The following is a 16,522-nucleotide window of genomic DNA, read 5'->3' as shown; positions in this document are numbered from 1 at the left end:
AGAGCATCCAGAAATTTCCGGTTGTCGGTGCGGGGGCCACGCTTACCCTTCGTCCCGCCCGGCACGAACCCTTTGATCCGTTCCCATTGGTCATCACGAAGCGCATCGCGATCCATCGCTGATCTCCAAAAATCAGCCTTGAATCCGATTTCAGAGCAATTGGGAATCCCTGACCCTTAAATCGTCACCACGCCCTAACGGAGACCAGATTATGTCGCCCTGAACCTCTTGACACAACTACCCCTCATATAAGCAGTTACTCGCGGTCAGCCAGCGCACTTGCTCTGGTCGAGCCACCTCCACGGTATCAGGTTCTCAGAAATCAATAACGTGCAGGCCCATGATGTCGCCACCGAGGCGGGCCAACATGCGGGGTACTTCTTCAAATGAATGCCGCCCCTCGATCGGCACCGTCAACTTGCCGTTGCGAACCAGCTTATCAAGATCAGTCATCGCGCTTTCGCGTTCGACCTCGGAACGATTAGGGAATGCCGCCCCAATCACGGAATAGGTCCGCCCGATCATGTCGAGCGGGTTTAACTTGGGAAGACCCGCCGCAATGCCGATCAGGACCAGCCTGCCTCCCCATGCGATAGCCTGCACAGCCTGATCGCTCGGCTCGCCGCCGACAGGGTCGAAAATCACGTCGGCCCCATGGCCTCCGGTCCATTCGCGCAAAGCCTCACCAATGTGGCCGTGTTCACATTCGATGACATGGTCAGCGCCCTGGGCACGACAGAAGTTCACCTTTTCCTCACCACGGGCCGATGCCACAACGCGCGCGCCCAAAGCCTTTCCGAGATGTATGGCAGCCGATCCGCTCGCGCCTGATCCGCCCAGGACTAGCAGCGTCTCTCCCTCGGCGAGCATCCCTCGGCTCACCAGTCCGATATAGGCAGTGTGATAAGCCAACACGAAGGCTGCAGCCTGCGCGTCATCCAGCGAATCTGGAGCGAGAAACGTATGAAAATCACGCGCAAGCGCGTATTCCGCGAGCGCGCCGGCATGACTTTCGTACAAGGTGCGAGCCATCACCCTCATGCCGGGCTTGAACAGGCTGCCGGGGCCGGCTGTGTCGATCATACCCATGAAGGAATGACCCGGAATAGCGGGAGGGTCAGGGACGAAAGGGTAACGCCCTTGCACCGACCTCAAATCAGGCAGTCCCAGTCCAACGGCCTGAACCTTGATCAACACCTGTCCGGGGCCGGGAACCGGTTTCTCGATGTCTTTCAGCTTCAGTACATCCAGCGGTTCGCCGAACTGTTCAGCCTGCCACGCCAGCATTTTCCATTCCCCCGATTACAGTCTCACTAGACGCTGCAAGCCGCGCGTCGGAACGCTCGGCCAGCTTAGAGTGCGCTAGAAAGGCCCGCTCGATCTTAGTCCCTTCGCCCGCAGAAAGATCGGCGTACGCCTTGGTCGCAAACTCCTCGAAAGTCGTCGGCCTGCGGCCCAGCAGCCATTCCAGCGTGCGCGAATTACCCACGAAATCATAGCGCGCGTACCACGCCTGAATGGACCGGACGATGTCAGCCTTGTGCGTGAAATCCTCATTCGGATCGCGCGATCCCCACAGCGCGTCGATCAGATCCTCAGGCGACTTCGCGACCGGCTTGATTTCGCGCCCCATGATCCGAGAAAGAATCTGCGCCATGACGATCGGGGTGATCTTGTCCGGGCCGGCAAGTTCATAGTTCGCGGCATAATGGGTCGAGCCTTCGACTAAAACCTTGAGCGCAACGTCGGTAAGGTCGTCTAGCGCAATATAACTGTGCCTGCGGTGCGCCCGGCTACCGGCGGCGTCACCGGAATAGAAAGGCATGGCGCCCGTGCGCATGGCCGGGGCGATATAGGCTTCCTGCAACATATAATCGCACGGCCGCAGCGCCGTGAAATTGAGGCCAGACTTGACCAAGGCGAGTTCATGATCGAGCTTGTACCGGTGCTGGATTATGTCGATGAACGGTTGCAGCAGCGACAACGGCACGACATGACGTATGCCAACAGTCTTCGCCGCTTCGACCATGGCATAGCCCATGGCAAGCTCTCGCGGATGGGCACCCGGGCCGATATGATAGATCGCGTCGCAACCGTCGCACGCTTGCGCGTAGACTTTCGAATCGCTGAGGTCACCGACAAAGACTTCCTTGGCGCCAAGGCGCAGCACCTCTTCGTCGCGACCAACAGTGGCGCGCGCTGCCCGGACGTCGATGCCGGCGGCGGCTAGCTTGGGGATCAGAACCTTGCCTTGATGGCCAAAGGCTGCGGTAATAAAAACCTTCATCTCGCTTCTCTCTCCGCTATTCGATCGAACTCGGCGGACTTCGCTCGGCTTGCAGGATCAATTCAATGGACGCAGGGATGCGCTCTCCAGGCTCAGTCCCAGGGCTCCGAACACAACGTAGCGGTCGTAATATGGCCGTTCGCAGGAAATCTTGTCGCTACCCGGGACAAATTCGAAGCAGGCGGCCAAACGCACGCGGAATGACTTGCCGGTGGGAGGAAATATCTGCTTGCCGACCTTGAGCGGGCCGAGTTGGTTCCGGTGAGCCCGAATTCGACGAATACGGTGTCGGCATCGTCGGCGACGATTGCTATTACCTCATTGCCCTGATCTGGAAACAGGATACGTGAAAGCGTCAAGTAGCGGCGGACCGCCTCAACCCCGTCAAACACCGTACCGGGTCCGCGCAGCTCGTAGCGAGGATGCTCGAAGGTCGCGAGCACCTCGTCCCATTCGTGGGCAATCTCCAATGCCATGTGACGGCGAACCGCAGCAATCCTGCGGGGCTTGAGGTCGGGATCCGCGATCGAATTTGTCAACGTAGCTTGCTCCTGGTATTTCGGTAGCAGGTTGTTGAAGAGCGAGCCGTGCCTGCCCGCTTCGTTACTCGGCTATCCCGGGTAAATGCCAGGATCGCATCCGGCGCTGAACAAACCGTGAAATGATGCAGCGCTTGCCGCGACGAAGGGACTATTCATTCCCAAAATAGCCCGAGTTGCCCGACACCTTGTCGTCTTGCCCGGCGATGGACACCGGGCGGATCAGCGCGCCGGAAATCTGATGGGTCAGATGCATCGCAAGCTCGCGGGTGAACAGGTGTTTCCAACGTTGCCTAGCTACCGCCGTCGTCAGCGCCCGCACTTCGCGCGGTCGCGCCATGAAATACCGCGCCATTGCCCAGGATTGTTCAAGAAGCTCTGCTCGAGGTACGATATCCGTTACGAGCCCCCATTCCAGCGCCTGTTGCGCGGTGATCGGCTGGCCGAGCAACATCGCCTTGTTGGCGCGTTTGATCCCGATCAGCTCCTGCAAGACCAGGAAGTTTCCATCACCCGGAGCGATACCCAGGGTGAAATGAGGCTCTACGAACCGCGCATCGGGCGTGCATAGCGTTATGTCGGCCAGAAAGGCGGTTTCGGTATGAATGCCCGGCCCGTTCACTGCGCCGATGACCGGAATGCTCACGCTCCAGACCAACTCCTCCAGAAGCTTGCTGCCGTCGATATAGGTCCTGTCATATGGCCCGTAATCAGGTGCGTAAGCCGCATTTCGACCCGCCTCATGGGTTGGCTTGGCGCTGCTCGGAGCCTTCATGGGGCGCGCCCATTCATCACCCGTGCCGGTTAATATCATGACTTCGTTCTGGCGGTCGGCCCCGGCCGCCCGAAACATCTGCCCGAAGGCGCGATGCAGCTCGAAACCGAACAGCGCTTCGCCTTCGTCGGTATGCATTCGCACCTCAATGATGCCGTCCTCCCGCTTCATCCTGAAAAAAGATGAAAAGCGCTCAGAATAGCTCTCGAAGCTCTCGTCTTCCAGAAAGGCTAGCGCCATACCCTTACTCCTTCACTTCAAACTCTGACGAGACTCTGCGACACCTTTTGTGAAGGGTGATGGCATTGCGGATCAGTGCTGTTGATGGACATGGGCCACCCGCCTAGCGGCATATCCGTCATGCCGCCCTCTCCGTCTCGGACTGTGACGTAGAACGCTCCGCCTCGATTAGGCGGGTGAGAATTTGCCGGGCGCGTCCTGCTGCACGATCGGTGCTCAGGAACACTGGCTTAAGAGAGGCGAAATCATTATCACCCATCCGCTCCTGAACGAGGGCGATCATCGGCTCATCCTCGTTCCGGAATGCATTGTCCGTGCCTTGCCGGAACATCTCTGTAAGCGCCTCGTCGTCTATACGGACGTTGCGCGCATTCATCCAAAAATAGTGGGAGGTCTTACTGGTTTCCGGCGTTAGGAAATGGCTAGAGGGCACCAGAACAACGGCTTCCTCGCGCGAACCGCCGCACTCGCTCGTGGCAACCTCCAGATAGAGGTTGCTGGGCGCTTCCCAGCGGATGTCCGCCCACCGGTTGCAAGTGTCAGACGCGCTTTCCCAGAACATCCTCTTGAAAGGCGTGACCGGCTCGCCTTCAAAGAAATATTTGGCCCACACCGTGGAACCCTCGCTATTCATTTTGAAGACGGAATGTTCGCTTGAATTCGCATTGCCCAAAGCCGGATGCAAAAACTGGGCATGGGTCAAGTCCAGCAGATTATCCACGGCAAGCTGGTAATTGCCTGATACCGGCAAATAACCGCGCGCCACGGCAAAGCGATCATCGTTGCTAAACGTTCCGAAATCGGGAAGCCTGTCTTCATGTGCCTTATCCGCATCCCCCATCCAGATCCATGCGACCCCATATCGCTCCATGAGGGCATAGCGGTGCGCGGATGCCGCTTTGGGGATAGGGCCGTGGTAATTGTGAACGCAGTTGCCGTCACTACCGAACCTCAGCCCGTGATAGGGGCATTCGATGGCGTCGCCGACGATTTTCCCTTTTGACAGAGGTGCAAATCGATGTGGGCAACGATCAGCCAAAGCGATGGGCGACCCGTTGGTATCGCGAAAGAGCACCACCGGTTCAGCGAGAAACGTCCGTGCCAGCGGCGTCCGGCTGACCTCTTCAGACCACGCTGCGGCATACCATGCATTTCGCAGATAGCTCGTCTTTGCCTCTGGCATCGAAATCATCCTCTCGTTGCGCGCCGTTACGGGCTTTTGCTTTCGGGCTCTCGCTAATACGATGAAGCCCAGATCCGCTACTCAATCAAAAGTGGGGCGATCCACCACTTCCATGATTATCCGCCAATAGCCGCATCGACTTTTTCAGCAGCGAGCGGCCGAACATCGACCAATTCGTTGTGTTGGCCCTGCGCCGGAGCGCGAACCGTGAATTCCGGTCGCACACCATCAAAGGAGAGCGGCAGCCCCATGATGCGCAGCTTCTTGTCGGGAGACTCCTGAAGCATCGACAGTGCTTCGATTTGGGGATGCGCCAACACCTGATCAAGCGTCTGTATCGGCGAATGGGGCACGCCCGCTTCCAGCAGCAGCCGCTCCCAGTGCGCCACATCCCTGTCCAACAACACCTTCTGCAGGATAGGCAAAAGCACGGCCCTGTTCTCGACCCGACCTGCGTTCGTCATGAAACGCGGATCCGTGGTGAGATCAGGCCTTCCGATGGCCTGTGCGAGTTTGCGAAACAAGCCGTCATTACCGGCGAGGATCATGATTTCGCCATCCCGTGCGATGAATGCCTGGTAGGGCACAATCTGCACGGCGCCCGAACCCTCCTTGCGCGGCAGTTCCCCGCTCGCCAGAAAATTGCCGAAAGGAACGGTGAGCCATCCGAGCGCCGTCTCCAGCAGCGACGTATCGACGCGCCCGCCATTGCCGGTTCGATTGCGCTCATTCAGCGCCGCAAGAATGCCGATCGCGGCCCACAGACCCATCCCCATGTCGATGATGGACACAGCCACGCGCACAGGGGGTCTGCCCTCCTCCCCCATCATGCTCATGAGGCCGCTGAAAGCCTGCAGCAGAGGATCATATCCGGGACGATCCCTCAGAGGCCCAACATTACCGAACGCGCCGCAATTGCAATAAATGAGGTCAGGACGCTTCTCGACGAACGTATCGGAGCCGAAACCAAGCCGCTCCATCGCCCCGAACTTCATATTATGAATGACCACATCGGCCTTTTCGACAATGTAATCGTGAAGTTTTCCGCCACTGATCCGGTCCTTCAGATCGAGCGAGACGCTGCTCTTGCTGCGGTTCAGGACCTGATACATCACCGACGTCCCTTCCCAGAAAGGGGGACCCCAACCGCGCGCATAATCGCCACCGTCCGCATTTTCGACCTTGATGACGTCAGCGCCAAGCTCTCCGAGGATAAGTCCGGCATAGGGAGCCGCAACACTGTGGCCGAACTCCACGACCGTGATTCCTTCGAGTGGACGACTAGTCAGCATGGGGGCGTCTTGCTCCTGGCGTGGCGCACACGTCGAATCAACGTGACATATGCTCGCATCAACAACCTTAGACTCAACCGTACCGCTGTCAATGAACCGTTTCATTGACAGCGGTACTCGCGTTGAATATCGTCCGCTCATCTGGTTGAAAAAGGAAATTGCGTATGACCATGATGGATACGGATCTGGATTATCCCGAGCTACGCGAGTCCATTGCGCGCCTTTGCGCGGGTTTTCCCGGATCCTACTGGCGCGGGTTGGAAGACCGTAGCGACTATCCGACCGAATTCGTTGCTGCGCTTACGAGCGCGGGCTTTCTCGGCATCCTCGTCCCCGAAGAATATGGCGGCGCGGGCCTTCCGCTGAGGGCGGCTGCGGTGGTCCTAGAGGAAATCAATGCCAATGGCTGCGTCGCCAGTCAGAGCCACGCCCAGATGTATATCATGGGGACATTGCTGAGGCATGGCAGCGCCGCTCAGAAGGCGAAATATTTGCCGGCCATTGCAGCCGGCGACCTTCGGCTGCAGGCTTTCGGAATCACTGAACCGACTTCCGGATCGGATACGACGAACCTGAAGACTCGGGCCGAACGGCGGGGCGACACTTATGTCGTGAACGGGCAGAAAGTGTGGACGTCGCGAGCGGAGCATTCCGATCTCATGCTCCTGCTCGCTCGCACAACCCCCCTTTCGGACGTCGCCAAAAGAACCGACGGCCTTTCGGTGTTTCTGATCGATATCCGCGAAGCGCAAGGACGCGGCCTTGAAATCAAGCCGATTGACGCGATGATCAATCACAACGCCACCGAGGTATTCTTCGACAATTTTGAGATTCCGGCCGATTCACTGATCGGCGAAGAGGGCCAGGGTTTCCGTTATATCTTGAGCGGCATGAACGCTGAACGGGTTCTGGTGGCGACGGAAGCCGTGGGAGACGGTCGCTGGTGCCTCAAACGCGCGGTCGAGTATGCCAATGAGCGGGTCGTGTTTGGCAAGTCCATCGGGCGCAATCAGGGAGTCCAGTTCCCGCTGGCACGTGTTCATGTCGAACTCGAAACGGCCGACCTGCTATGTCGCAAAGCCGCCGCGCGGTTCGACGCCGGTCTCGATTGCGGCGCAGAGGCCAACATAGCCAAACTGGTGGCGTCGGAAGCGGCGTTTCATGCCGCCGACGTGGCGATGCAGACGCACGGCGGATTCTCGTTCGCGCGAGAATATGACATCGAGCGCAAGTGGAGGGAAACGCGCCTGTATCAGATCGCTCCCATATCGACCAACATGGTGCTGGCCTATGTCGGTCAGCACGTCCTGAAGCTGGGAAGGTCTTATTGATGAGCCGCCTGACCGCGGACATCGCGCATGACGCCAGTAAAGTCATGCTGGACGACATTTCCCCGGAAGCGCGGCGCGTTGCGCGGCATTGTATCCTGGATTTGCTCGCCGTCACTCTGGCAGCATGGAAAGACCCTTTGGCCCAAATCCTGCTGGACGAAGCGAAGGATGAGCAATCGCGTCCGGTCAGTACGATCCTTGGCTCAGGCTATCGGACGAGCGCGTCTCAAGCCGCGCTCGTCAACGGCACAACCTCGCACGCGCTCGATTATGACGATGCGAGTCTGGCGCTGAACGGCCACCCATCGGCGGCGATCCTTCCGGCCGTGCTGGCTGAGGCGGAGGCAATCGGCGCCTCTGGAGAAGCAGTGCTGACGGCCTTTGTCGCCGGCTATGAAGCCGCGTGCCGGATCGGCTCCTTGATGCATCCCGACCATTACCGCCGCGGGTTCCATAATACTGCTACCATCGGGGCATTGGGCGCCGCCGTCGCATGTTCCCGCTTGCTGGGCAGCGATGCGGCGACCGTGCGGCGTGCCCTCGGCATCGCCGGAACCCTGGCTGCCGGTCTCAAGCACTCCTTCGGAACGATGAGCAAGCCGCTTCACGCGGGCTGGGCCAACCACACCGGCCTGATGGCCGCAAGATATGCCAGAAGAGGGCTCACGTCGCGCGAGGATATGCTGGACGCGGAGTATGGATTTGCCCGGACCATGAGCCGGGACCATCACCTCAACCGGGCCTATGCGCGCCCCAATGGCGGTTGGCACATCCTCAACAACCTGTTCAAATATCACGCCTGCTGCTATAACATCCACGCGCCGATCGATGCTGCGCGCGAGATCATGGCCAGGTCCGGTATTGTTGCCGATGCGATCAAGCAGGTCACGATTCAGGTTAGTCCCGTACTCGATACCGTCTGCAACGTTCAGGATCCTCAAAGCGGACTCGAAATAAAATTCAGCCTCAGACATGCGGTGGCGATGGCGCTTTGCGGCGTCGATACGGCCGACATTGCCAGTTTCTCGGACGCCAATGCGCTGCGTCCAGACCTGGTAGCAATGCGAGACCGGGTAGCGGTCGAATGGATCGAGGCCGAAGACACGTTCGCCAGGGTAATTATCGAGAATGACGACGGCGCGCGTTTGGAAGCAACGGCAGACAGCAGCATCCCGAGCGCGAATCTCGATCAACAGGAGGCGAAGCTGACCACGAAGTTCGCCGCGCTTGTGAACCCGATCCTGGGCGTCGGGCGTGCTAATCAGGTAATCGCTACGATCAGCGAATTCGAGTCACTGGAGGATGTCAACGTCTTGCTGCTTGGGTGCGTGTCCGATTGACATCGGTGCGCAACCGTGACGAATGGCCCTACGATCCGGGGCATGAAAATGCCGTTCACGACCGCCCAGGCGCGAGGCAAGACCATGGCCAAGAGACCTACGATCAAGGACTTGGCCGAGGCGGCGGGTGTTTCGGTCGGAACGGCGTCGCGGGTCATAAACAGGCACCCGAATGTCGGCGAAGCTGTCCTCCGAAAAGTTAACGAGGCTATTGAGCGCCTCGGCTTCACGCCGGACGTCGCCGCCCAGAGTATGCGGGGCGGCTCCACGCGCACCATCGGGATCATCATCCGGGACATCGCGGTCCCCGCGCTGGCGAGCTTTACGAGAGCGGCCCAGGATACATTGCACGAAGCGGGTTACATTCTCCTCATTCTCTGTTCGACCGACTCCAAGGAACGGGAACTGGAATTGCTGGACGTTTTGCAAAAGCGCCGCGTGGATGGCCTGATAATGGCGGCGTCCTCCGAGCGCGATGCCGATGTTCTGGCCGCTCTGAAACGTCTCGGTTTGCCGATCCTCCTCCTCGACCGTAAATACCCAGAAGATTGGGACGCGGTGCTGGTCGACCACGAGGCGGGCATCGGCGAAGCGATGGATCACCTCCTCTCGCTCGGCCATCGCCGGATCGGGCTCGTGACAGGTCAACCGCTGGTCCATCCTTCGTGCGCGCGCATCAATGGCTATCGCATGAAGCTGCTCGAGGCAGGACTCGAATATGATCCCACGCTGGTTCGCGCAGGTAGTTTCGATCGCAACGGCGCCTTTTTCGAGGCATCAGCCTTGCTCTCGTTGCATGACCGACCGACAGCCTTGATCGCTGGCGGGATCGATATGCTGGGCGGTGTCCTACGGGCGATCCGCTCGCTCAAATTGGCGGTTCCCAACGACATCTCGCTCATCGGAAGCGCCGATACCGAACTTGCGACCTTTTCGACACCTCCCACCAACGTCATCCGCTACGATGCGGCCGAGCAAGGTCGATTGAGCGCGCAGATCCTTCTCAATCGTCTGGCAGGCCGGTCAGGCCCGGAACCGCATCAACTGACCATTGCAAGCCAGTATGTCATGCGGGGCTCCTGCGCGCCTCCGGCGACGCGCACCTGTACAATGCCCGGAAGGGCAGACGTGAGATAGCGTCAGTAGTCAGACCCGGCGTCTGCTCACGACGCTATGCAGCCCCCGAGATCGAGGGAAGGTGACCAGCTTGGAGGTGACCATACACCAGGTCCGGCCTGCGGGGGTTCTTCCTTCCCCGCACGCCCAACCCCGTAGATGAAGCCATCACCGCATGATGAACGGATTTCCCGTTGCCATGGTCTGCGCGATCCAGACCGACTTCACCTGCATATATTCCTTGATGGCGTCCTGGCCGCTTTCACGTCCCTGACCGGAGCGCTTGAACCCGCCGAACGGGGTCATGAAGCTCACCGCGCGATAGGTGTTGATCCAGACCGTTCCGGCCTTGAGCTTTTCCGACATGCGCAATGCCCTGCCGATGTCGGACGTCCAAACGCCAGCGGCAAGCCCGAATACGATGTCGTTTGCGATCCGGATCGCATCCTCCTCGGTATCGAACGGGATAACCGACAGCACAGGGCCGAAAACCTCTTCCTGCGCAATCTTCATGTCGTTCGTAACGCCGGTGAAGATGGTCGGCTCGACGAAACGGCTGCTTGCGACGCCGCTAGCGGCGTAAGGCTTGCCTCCGAGCGCGCAGACGGCCCCTTCCCGCTTGGCAACGTCGATATAATGCAGGATTTTGTCATATTGGGCCAACGTCGTCACCGGTCCGACGTGGGTATCCATCGACATCGGATCGCCAATCCTGGCATCGCCAGCGATCCGCACGAGGCTTTCTACGAACTTGTCGTGGATGGAGCGCTGCACCAAGAGGCGGGAGCCAGCGATGCAGGTCTGCCCAGTCGCGGCGAAGATGCCCGAAATCGCGCCGTTCACTGCGGCGTCCAGATCCGCATCCTCGAAAACGATATTCGGCGATTTGCCACCCAGTTCGAGTGTAACCGGCATGATCTTCTTGGCGGCGCTTTCATAGACCTTTTGCCCGGCAGTGTCCGAACCGGTGAACGCGGCCTTGGCAACGTGGGGGTGCTCGACCAGCGGCGCACCGGCTTCCATGCCCAGGCCTGTCACGCAGTTGACGACCCCGTCGGGGATGCCGGCTTCCTTGATCAGGCCCATGAATTCGAGTGTGGAAACCGAAGTATATTCCGAGGGCTTGACCACAGCTGTGTTCCCCGCGGCAAGTGCGGGAGCCAGCTTCCACGCCAAAAGCAGCAGCGGACTATTCCACGCCGTGATCATGGCCACGACACCAAGGGGTTCATGCCTAGTGAAATTGAACATGCCGGGGCGATCGGACGGCAGGACCGCACCTTCGACCTTGTCGGCCAGACCGCCATAATAGCGATACCATTCTGCGAGATACTTGGTCTGCAACCCCATTTCCGCAATCAGCTTGCCGTTGTCGCGCACTTCGAGTTCGGCGAGCCATGCGGATTCACGCTCGATGATTTCGGCCAACCGGACCAGCAGCTTGCCACGCTGCGTGGGGCGCATGGTTGCCCATTCGCCCTCGTCGAACGCCGCCTTGGCAGCCATCACCGCCCGATCGACATCCTGCGCGTTGCCGCGGGCGATTTTAGCCCAGATCTCGCCAGTGTAAGGATTGTCGGTGTCGAGGTATGCGTTGCTAGAAGGCTCGACCCAAGCACCGTTGATGTAATGATTGTAGGTCTTCATTTCCTAGCCTTTGCTCTCGTTCGGCTGGAACACGATGCGGCCCGTCACACGGCCAGCCTCAAGGTCTTCCATTGCTTGGTTGATGTCGGACAGGTCACGACGCTCGATCGGCATCTGCTTAACTTTGCCAGCCCGGACCATGTCGATGAGCGCGCGAAGCTGGGGCGAATTGCCCACATGACTGCCTCTTACCGTCATTGCCTTCTGGGTGAGCCATATCTGCGGCATCTGGAAATCGCCGCCCGCCTGGCCGACGATGATATAGCGCCCCGCCTTGACCAGCGCCCTGACCGCGATACGTGCGGTCGCCGCTCCCCCGAAGGTATCGACGATCCCCACGAGGCGACCTTCTGACAGGCGCTGCAATTCCTCGACCGCTTGCGGTTGGCCGCTGTTCAACACGGCGGCGGCGCCCATCTGCCGCGCTGCCTCCAGTTTTCCATCGTCGATGTCGACGGCGATGATGTTCCTGATGCCCATCGCGTGCGCGATGGCGATCGCATTCAATCCAAGGCCGCCACAGCCCATCACGGCCATCCACTCGCCGTCACGGAGCACGCCCATTTTTTCCAGGGCGTTGAATACTGTCACTCCGGAACAGGCTTGCGGCACCACGTCGGCCAGATCCAGACCATCAATGTCCACCAGCCATTTCTCGTCTTCAACGAGGCAATGGGATGCGAAGCCGCCCTTCTGAACGAGGCCGATCATGCGCATGGCCGTGCAGTCGCTTTCGCGCTGGTCCGCGCAGGCCTGGCACTTGCCGCAGCCAATCCACGGAAAGACGAGGACCTGCTGCCCGACAGTCACCGAGTCGACGTCCGCACCGATGGCTTCGACGATCCCGGCGACTTCATGCCCCAGCGTAACGGGAAGCTTGGCTCCGCGCTCGGCAAAGGTGAGCTTGCCTTCGTGGCCAAGGTCCATGTACCCCTTCTGCGCGTGAAGGTCCGAGTGGCACAGACCCGCGGCCGTTACCCGGACCAGCACTTGCCGTCCCTCCGGCTGCGGCATGGGATGTTCGCGTCTCTCCAGCGGCTGTTGCCATTCGACGAGATCGAAACTTACATATTCGCTCATGCCGCCTCTCCTATTGTTTTCTTCTAGATCTTCGGTTCCGGAAAGATGTTGACTGTCGGCGCGGAACCGCGCCTCCAGACCATCACGCTGCGGGCATACTCGATCACGACCAAGCCGTGCTGATTGATGCCCCGCGTTTTGGCTTTGACGATCCCTTGGCCGGGGCGCGATTTGGACTCACGCTTTTCCATAATTTCCTGCTCGCAATACAGCGTGTCGTCAGGAAACACCGGGTTCGGCAGTGTGATGTAATCCCAACCAAGCGCAAACCCATTTTCGCTCAGATCCGCCACGCCCATGCCGCCGATGATCGAAAGCGTCAGGGCGCTGTTGATCAGAGGCCGCTTGAACTCGGTTTTGGCGGCATAGTCCGCGTTGAAATGGATTTGATTTGTATTGTTGGTGATGAGCGTAAACTGGATATTATCGGTCAGCGTCACCGTTCGCCCGATGCGGCAGCGATATACGTCACCGACGTTGAAATCGTCAAAAAACCGGCCTTCCCAGCCAGCCACGATCCGGCGCGTCATACCGTCTCGCCAATCGATTCCAGAATTTGCAAAGCGCGCATCAGGATCGGCTTGTCGACAAGCTGGCCGCCAACCGCCACCGACGCATCGCCCTTGGCCTCCGCCTCACGGAACCCGGTTGCGATTTTGCGCGCATATTCGATATCGTCGGGAGACGGCGAATAGATCTGGTGGATCAGGTCGAGTTGCCGCGGATTGAAGGTTGATTTCGAGGTGAAACCAAGGCGCCGACCTTGCCAGGTATCGGCTTCCAGTCCTGCGGGGTCATCGAGATTGGGATATACGCCATCGATGCTGACAATGCCGGCGGCGGCAGCCGCGACCACGATCGCGGATCGGGCATAGAGCAAATCGGCGGCCTCCTTCACGCGATTGGCGCCAAGGCCTATGTCGAGCGCGTAATCTTCGGCTCCGAACATCAGCCCCACTACGCGCGGGTCCGAATCAGCGATGCAGACCGCGTTGACTAGGCCCCGCGCACTTTCAATTGCGGCAATGATCTTAGTCTTGCCGATCTCCAGACCTTTGTCCCGTTCGAGCTGGGCGAGGGTTTGAGACGTAGCGTGGATATCGTCTGCGCAAATTACCTTCGTGAGCGCGATGCCTTCCAGGCCTTCGCTCACGATCGCCTCCAGATCATCCTGCAACCACGGCGTTGTCCGGTCGTTCACCCGCACATAGCGGCGAGGGCCTCCCGAAGGCGCACCGAGAACCTCGCGGACCATCTTGCGCGCGCCAGGCTTCTCGGCAGGAAGAACCCCATCTTCGAGGTCAAACAGGACGACGTTGGCGGAACAACCCAGCGCCTTCTCTAGGAACCGCGGCTTGTTACCTGGAACAAACATAAATGACCGAGGTCGGGTGAGGACAAGTTCTATCATCGCGATTCTCCATCATTGGCCCTACAAAGGCATTCAATGAAACGGTTCACCGTGTCAAGGGCCGTATGAAAGGCATAGGCTGGAATGGCTGTGATTGCTTACCTAATGATCTGCCCCCCGCTGAGTGGCCCAGAGACTATGATAGTCTGGACCATGAAAGGACGATGAATGCCGAGCAAGAAGCACAAGCCGGAAAAGATTATCGGCAAGTTGCGTGAAGTTGAGATCGTGTTGGTGCGGATTCCGACGATGCCGGCCGGCTATTCCGATCTGATCCCGGCCACCATTCCGATTTGATGCCGGTCGGCCATAGCCTGATCGTTGCTGGCTAATGGCATTGGTTTTCGGGGTTGGTCAAGCGGCGGCTGCGGTGGTGTGACGCCGCATGGATTCATCGTCGATTTCGACACGATGGGCGTTGTGGACGAGGCGGTCCAGGATGGCATCGGCGTAGGTCGGATCGCCGAACGTTTCATGATGTTGTTCTCCTTGAAGGGGTCGTCCGTCGCACCTGCGCCTTGAGCGGGTCGATCTCGTCATCGACCAAGTCGATCTGCCACGGCTGACCTTTTGCCAACTGGCGGCCGTGAAGTCGGCCTTTGTTGAGCCATTTGAACACGGTTTGCGCAGTGACGCCAAGCATATCCGCCGCACCCTGGATAGAGTAGCTGCCGTCTGGCCATCGTGGCGGATTGCGTTCGACCCCATTGATCTTGGCTGTCGGGATATCCCACCGCTTGCGCAAAAGATGGATCGTGCCGTTATCGAACGCACCACCACGACTGTTTCGCAAACCCTCGTCATTTAGGACGGCGGCGATCTGGGCATCCATGCGGCCTTGCGCGTTAAGTTCGCGGACTCGCTTCTCGATCTGTTCGGCATGCGCGGCGTCGGCATAGGATTGCGTGCGCCGCATCAGCCAATGCTCAGTCTCGGCGCCAGTTTGCCAGAGGATGCGGATCCAGACCATGCCTCTGGCGCGGCGCTGGTCGACGATCACCTCGTCGATTACCAGACGTAGCGTTGCCTTACGGTCGGCGTTGCCGAGTGTCTCCCACAGCCGAGGCAGGTCGATACCGAACGTCGCAATGCGGGCCCGTTCCTCGGTGCTGAGCGTGCTTGCCTGTTCGGCCTTCCATCGTTGATAATCCTGCTCGATCCTCTCAGCATCGCGCAGCTTGTCCTCCCAGATGCTTTCGAGTGAGCGCGCCACCAGGCGGTTTTCGGGCTCGACCGCGTCATACTGCCGACGAGCCCGCTCGGTCTCATATGTCGCTCGCTCACGCTTCAGCGCCCATTGCCGATCGAGCGCGTGCGCATCGGTATTGATCTCGTCCAGCGCCGCCACCGTTACAGCGAGTTGATCCGGCGCCAGCGCGGCGAGGAACAGGCGCTCGACTCGGCCTCCAACCGATACTGCAGCGCCGTACTCTCCTGGTGATGCCGGATCTGGCCGACGCTCGATTGGCGGACATAGACATATGCCAGCTTCGCGCAATGGACCGTGTTGATCGGGTCACCTGACGAAAGGGATCTCAGCATTGTCGTCACCGGCGCGGCGGTCGTGCAGTGTCTGGCGCAGCGCACGGGCAATCTGCGTAGCCAGTCGTCGTCGGATCTGCTCCGGCAGATGGGTCCAAAGCTGGGGCGGGATCGACAATGCCGTCCGCGACGTCATCTTCGCCATTACGCTTTTCCTCCTCAAGGCGCCGCGACAACGCCTCGGCATGATCGACGACTCGCAGAAGGATGCGGCCTGAGATCAGCGGAGGCGATTTCGAGTCAGTCAGAGGCTGCGCCAGATCGGTCAGAGCACGACGAATGTTGCGGCGACTGCCGTTCGGCACCCGCACCGTCACCCAGGTAGGCCCTCGATCGGAGTCGAACTGGAGGAGCTCAAGCCGTTGTCCAAACAGTGCGTGGCGGCGCGACGTGACGGTCACATAAGAGATAGGCCGATCGATATCAGGGGTATTGCCTGATGTTGGGCTCACCGATGGCGCGGTGCCAGGATGCGATCTCGAGCTGGCTGGTGACGATCGTGGATTTACGCCCGTAGCGGTCCTCGAGAATTTCGAGGAGATTATGGCGGGGCCTGAGCGTCAAGCGGCTGAAGCCCCCATATGTGGACGGCTTCTATGAGGAAAGTCAACGCTAGTGCAGCGAGTCAGACGGAAGATGCAGGCAGTCTGGCGAGCTTGTCGAGGATTTGAGCGGCGGGCTTGGTCCAGACGAAGGGCTTTGGGTCGGCGTTGTGTTCCTTGAGGTAGCGATTGATGGC

Annotated in this window: 18 protein-coding genes and 3 pseudogenes; 4 read left to right on the top strand and 17 right to left on the bottom strand. The window is 59.5% G+C overall.

What is annotated here, in order from left to right; all coding sequences use genetic code 11:
• From EWE75_RS22150 to EWE75_RS22120, 7 genes and pseudogenes are all read right to left on the bottom strand, one after another.
• Window positions 1–116 (bottom strand): annotated as a pseudogene (locus EWE75_RS22150) (IS5/IS1182 family transposase); the annotation flags it as partial.
• A gap of 199 nt (window positions 117–315) precedes the next feature.
• Window positions 316–1,287 (bottom strand): zinc-binding dehydrogenase, encoded by a 972-nt coding sequence (locus EWE75_RS22145; protein WP_130160254.1) that lies wholly within the window; start codon window positions 1,285–1,287, stop codon window positions 316–318.
• On the bottom strand, window positions 1,268–2,287 hold the full coding sequence (locus EWE75_RS22140; protein ID WP_130160253.1) for an SDR family oxidoreductase: 1,020 nt from the start codon (window positions 2,285–2,287) through the stop codon (window positions 1,268–1,270). The genes EWE75_RS22145 and EWE75_RS22140 overlap by 20 nt, the downstream gene beginning before the upstream one ends.
• A gap of 92 nt (window positions 2,288–2,379) precedes the next feature.
• A complete protein-coding gene (locus EWE75_RS22135) occupies window positions 2,380–2,826 on the bottom strand; it encodes a nuclear transport factor 2 family protein (protein WP_231708508.1) in 447 nt (148 codons plus the stop codon).
• A gap of 151 nt (window positions 2,827–2,977) precedes the next feature.
• Window positions 2,978–3,841, bottom strand: coding sequence for an enoyl-CoA hydratase/isomerase family protein (locus tag EWE75_RS22130; protein WP_130160252.1), 864 nt, complete (start codon window positions 3,839–3,841; stop codon window positions 2,978–2,980).
• A gap of 118 nt (window positions 3,842–3,959) precedes the next feature.
• Window positions 3,960–5,024, bottom strand: coding sequence for an aromatic ring-hydroxylating oxygenase subunit alpha (locus tag EWE75_RS22125; RefSeq protein ID WP_165388487.1), 1,065 nt, complete (start codon window positions 5,022–5,024; stop codon window positions 3,960–3,962).
• A gap of 116 nt (window positions 5,025–5,140) precedes the next feature.
• On the bottom strand, window positions 5,141–6,316 hold the full coding sequence (locus tag EWE75_RS22120; protein ID WP_130160250.1) for a CaiB/BaiF CoA transferase family protein: 1,176 nt from the start codon (window positions 6,314–6,316) through the stop codon (window positions 5,141–5,143).
• 164 nt (window positions 6,317–6,480) lie between these two features.
• Here EWE75_RS22120 and EWE75_RS22115 point away from each other — a divergent pair, with 164 nt between their 5' ends.
• The 3 genes from EWE75_RS22115 to EWE75_RS22105 are packed head-to-tail and all read left to right on the top strand — an operon-like array spanning window position 6,481 to window position 10,124.
• On the top strand, window positions 6,481–7,647 hold the full coding sequence (locus EWE75_RS22115) for an acyl-CoA dehydrogenase family protein (RefSeq protein WP_130160249.1): 1,167 nt from the start codon (window positions 6,481–6,483) through the stop codon (window positions 7,645–7,647).
• Window positions 7,647–8,987 (top strand): MmgE/PrpD family protein, encoded by a 1,341-nt coding sequence (locus EWE75_RS22110; RefSeq protein WP_130160248.1) that lies wholly within the window; start codon window positions 7,647–7,649, stop codon window positions 8,985–8,987. The genes EWE75_RS22115 and EWE75_RS22110 overlap by 1 nt, the downstream gene beginning before the upstream one ends.
• A gap of 42 nt (window positions 8,988–9,029) precedes the next feature.
• Window positions 9,030–10,124, top strand: a complete 1,095-nt coding sequence (locus EWE75_RS22105) for a LacI family DNA-binding transcriptional regulator (RefSeq protein WP_130160247.1) — start codon at window positions 9,030–9,032, stop codon at window positions 10,122–10,124.
• A 147-nt stretch (window positions 10,125–10,271) separates the two neighbouring features.
• On the opposite strand, the gene EWE75_RS22100 is transcribed toward EWE75_RS22105, so the two are convergent.
• From EWE75_RS22100 to EWE75_RS22085, 4 genes are read right to left on the bottom strand one after another with little or no spacing between them, the layout of a single operon-like run.
• Window positions 10,272–11,750, bottom strand: a complete 1,479-nt coding sequence (locus EWE75_RS22100) for an aldehyde dehydrogenase (protein ID WP_130160246.1) — start codon at window positions 11,748–11,750, stop codon at window positions 10,272–10,274.
• A gap of 3 nt (window positions 11,751–11,753) precedes the next feature.
• On the bottom strand, window positions 11,754–12,830 hold the full coding sequence (locus EWE75_RS22095; protein WP_130160245.1) for an alcohol dehydrogenase: 1,077 nt from the start codon (window positions 12,828–12,830) through the stop codon (window positions 11,754–11,756).
• A 23-nt stretch (window positions 12,831–12,853) separates the two neighbouring features.
• Window positions 12,854–13,360: a MaoC family dehydratase gene (locus EWE75_RS22090; protein ID WP_130160244.1), complete on the bottom strand. Its 507-nt coding sequence runs from the start codon at window positions 13,358–13,360 to the stop codon at window positions 12,854–12,856.
• Window positions 13,357–14,241 carry an HpcH/HpaI aldolase/citrate lyase family protein gene (locus EWE75_RS22085; RefSeq protein ID WP_130160243.1) on the bottom strand — a complete coding sequence of 295 codons (885 nt, stop codon included), beginning with the start codon at window positions 14,239–14,241 and terminating at the stop codon, window positions 13,357–13,359. Before EWE75_RS22085 ends, EWE75_RS22090 begins: the two co-directional genes overlap by 4 nt.
• Window positions 14,242–14,409: 168 nt before the next feature.
• Between EWE75_RS22085 and EWE75_RS26090 the strand changes: the two genes are divergently transcribed.
• Window positions 14,410–14,538 carry a hypothetical protein gene (locus EWE75_RS26090; protein WP_282432726.1) on the top strand — a complete coding sequence of 43 codons (129 nt, stop codon included), beginning with the start codon at window positions 14,410–14,412 and terminating at the stop codon, window positions 14,536–14,538.
• 57 nt (window positions 14,539–14,595) lie between these two features.
• On the opposite strand, the pseudogene EWE75_RS22080 reads toward EWE75_RS26090, so the two are convergent.
• The 6 genes and pseudogenes from EWE75_RS22080 to EWE75_RS25740 all read right to left on the bottom strand — a co-directional run.
• Window positions 14,596–14,718, bottom strand: a pseudogene (locus EWE75_RS22080) (ATP-binding protein); the annotation flags it as partial.
• Window positions 14,714–15,589 (bottom strand): hypothetical protein, encoded by an 876-nt coding sequence (locus tag EWE75_RS22075; protein ID WP_206364843.1) that lies wholly within the window; start codon window positions 15,587–15,589, stop codon window positions 14,714–14,716. The pseudogene EWE75_RS22080 and the gene EWE75_RS22075, both read right to left, overlap by 5 nt.
• A gap of 2 nt (window positions 15,590–15,591) precedes the next feature.
• A complete protein-coding gene (locus EWE75_RS25190; protein ID WP_165388485.1) occupies window positions 15,592–15,783 on the bottom strand; it encodes a hypothetical protein in 192 nt (63 codons plus the stop codon).
• Window positions 15,758–15,928, bottom strand: coding sequence for a hypothetical protein (locus EWE75_RS25185; RefSeq protein WP_165388486.1), 171 nt, complete (start codon window positions 15,926–15,928; stop codon window positions 15,758–15,760). Before EWE75_RS25185 ends, EWE75_RS25190 begins: the two co-directional genes overlap by 26 nt.
• 278 nt (window positions 15,929–16,206) lie before the next feature.
• Window positions 16,207–16,347 (bottom strand): ATP-binding protein, encoded by a 141-nt coding sequence (locus EWE75_RS26355; protein ID WP_427915810.1) that lies wholly within the window; start codon window positions 16,345–16,347, stop codon window positions 16,207–16,209.
• 61 nt (window positions 16,348–16,408) lie between these two features.
• Window positions 16,409–16,522 (bottom strand): annotated as a pseudogene (locus EWE75_RS25740) (IS630 family transposase); the annotation flags it as partial.

Origin of the sequence: Sphingomonas populi (genome assembly GCF_004208535.1) — a bacterium.
Lineage (GTDB): Bacteria > Pseudomonadota > Alphaproteobacteria > Sphingomonadales > Sphingomonadaceae > Sphingomonas > Sphingomonas populi.
This window is presented reverse-complemented; position numbering and strand designations above follow the sequence as displayed.

Bases quoted from the DNA above. Each gene is read 5' to 3' on its own strand.
- EWE75_RS22145 (WP_130160254.1), bottom strand. From the start codon at position 1,287: ATGCTGGCGTGGCAGGCTGAACAGTTCGGCGAACCGCTGGATGTACTG.
- EWE75_RS22140 (WP_130160253.1), bottom strand. From the start codon at position 2,287: ATGAAGGTTTTTATTACCGCAGCCTTTGGCCATCAAGGCAAGGTTCTG.
- EWE75_RS22130 (WP_130160252.1), bottom strand. From the start codon at position 3,841: ATGGCGCTAGCCTTTCTGGAAGACGAGAGCTTCGAGAGCTATTCTGAG.
- EWE75_RS22125 (WP_165388487.1), bottom strand. From the start codon at position 5,024: ATGCCAGAGGCAAAGACGAGCTATCTGCGAAATGCATGGTATGCCGCA.
- EWE75_RS22120 (WP_130160250.1), bottom strand. From the start codon at position 6,316: ATGCTGACTAGTCGTCCACTCGAAGGAATCACGGTCGTGGAGTTCGGC.
- EWE75_RS22115 (WP_130160249.1), top strand. From the start codon at position 6,481: ATGACCATGATGGATACGGATCTGGATTATCCCGAGCTACGCGAGTCC.
- EWE75_RS22110 (WP_130160248.1), top strand. From the start codon at position 7,647: ATGAGCCGCCTGACCGCGGACATCGCGCATGACGCCAGTAAAGTCATG.
- EWE75_RS22105 (WP_130160247.1), top strand. From the start codon at position 9,030: ATGAAAATGCCGTTCACGACCGCCCAGGCGCGAGGCAAGACCATGGCC.
- EWE75_RS22100 (WP_130160246.1), bottom strand. From the start codon at position 11,750: ATGAAGACCTACAATCATTACATCAACGGTGCTTGGGTCGAGCCTTCT.
- EWE75_RS22095 (WP_130160245.1), bottom strand. From the start codon at position 12,830: ATGAGCGAATATGTAAGTTTCGATCTCGTCGAATGGCAACAGCCGCTG.
- EWE75_RS22090 (WP_130160244.1), bottom strand. From the start codon at position 13,360: ATGACGCGCCGGATCGTGGCTGGCTGGGAAGGCCGGTTTTTTGACGAT.
- EWE75_RS22085 (WP_130160243.1), bottom strand. From the start codon at position 14,241: ATGATAGAACTTGTCCTCACCCGACCTCGGTCATTTATGTTTGTTCCA.
- EWE75_RS26090 (WP_282432726.1), top strand. From the start codon at position 14,410: ATGCCGAGCAAGAAGCACAAGCCGGAAAAGATTATCGGCAAGTTGCGT.
- EWE75_RS25190 (WP_165388485.1), bottom strand. From the start codon at position 15,783: ATGCTGAGATCCCTTTCGTCAGGTGACCCGATCAACACGGTCCATTGC.
- EWE75_RS25185 (WP_165388486.1), bottom strand. From the start codon at position 15,928: ATGGCGAAGATGACGTCGCGGACGGCATTGTCGATCCCGCCCCAGCTT.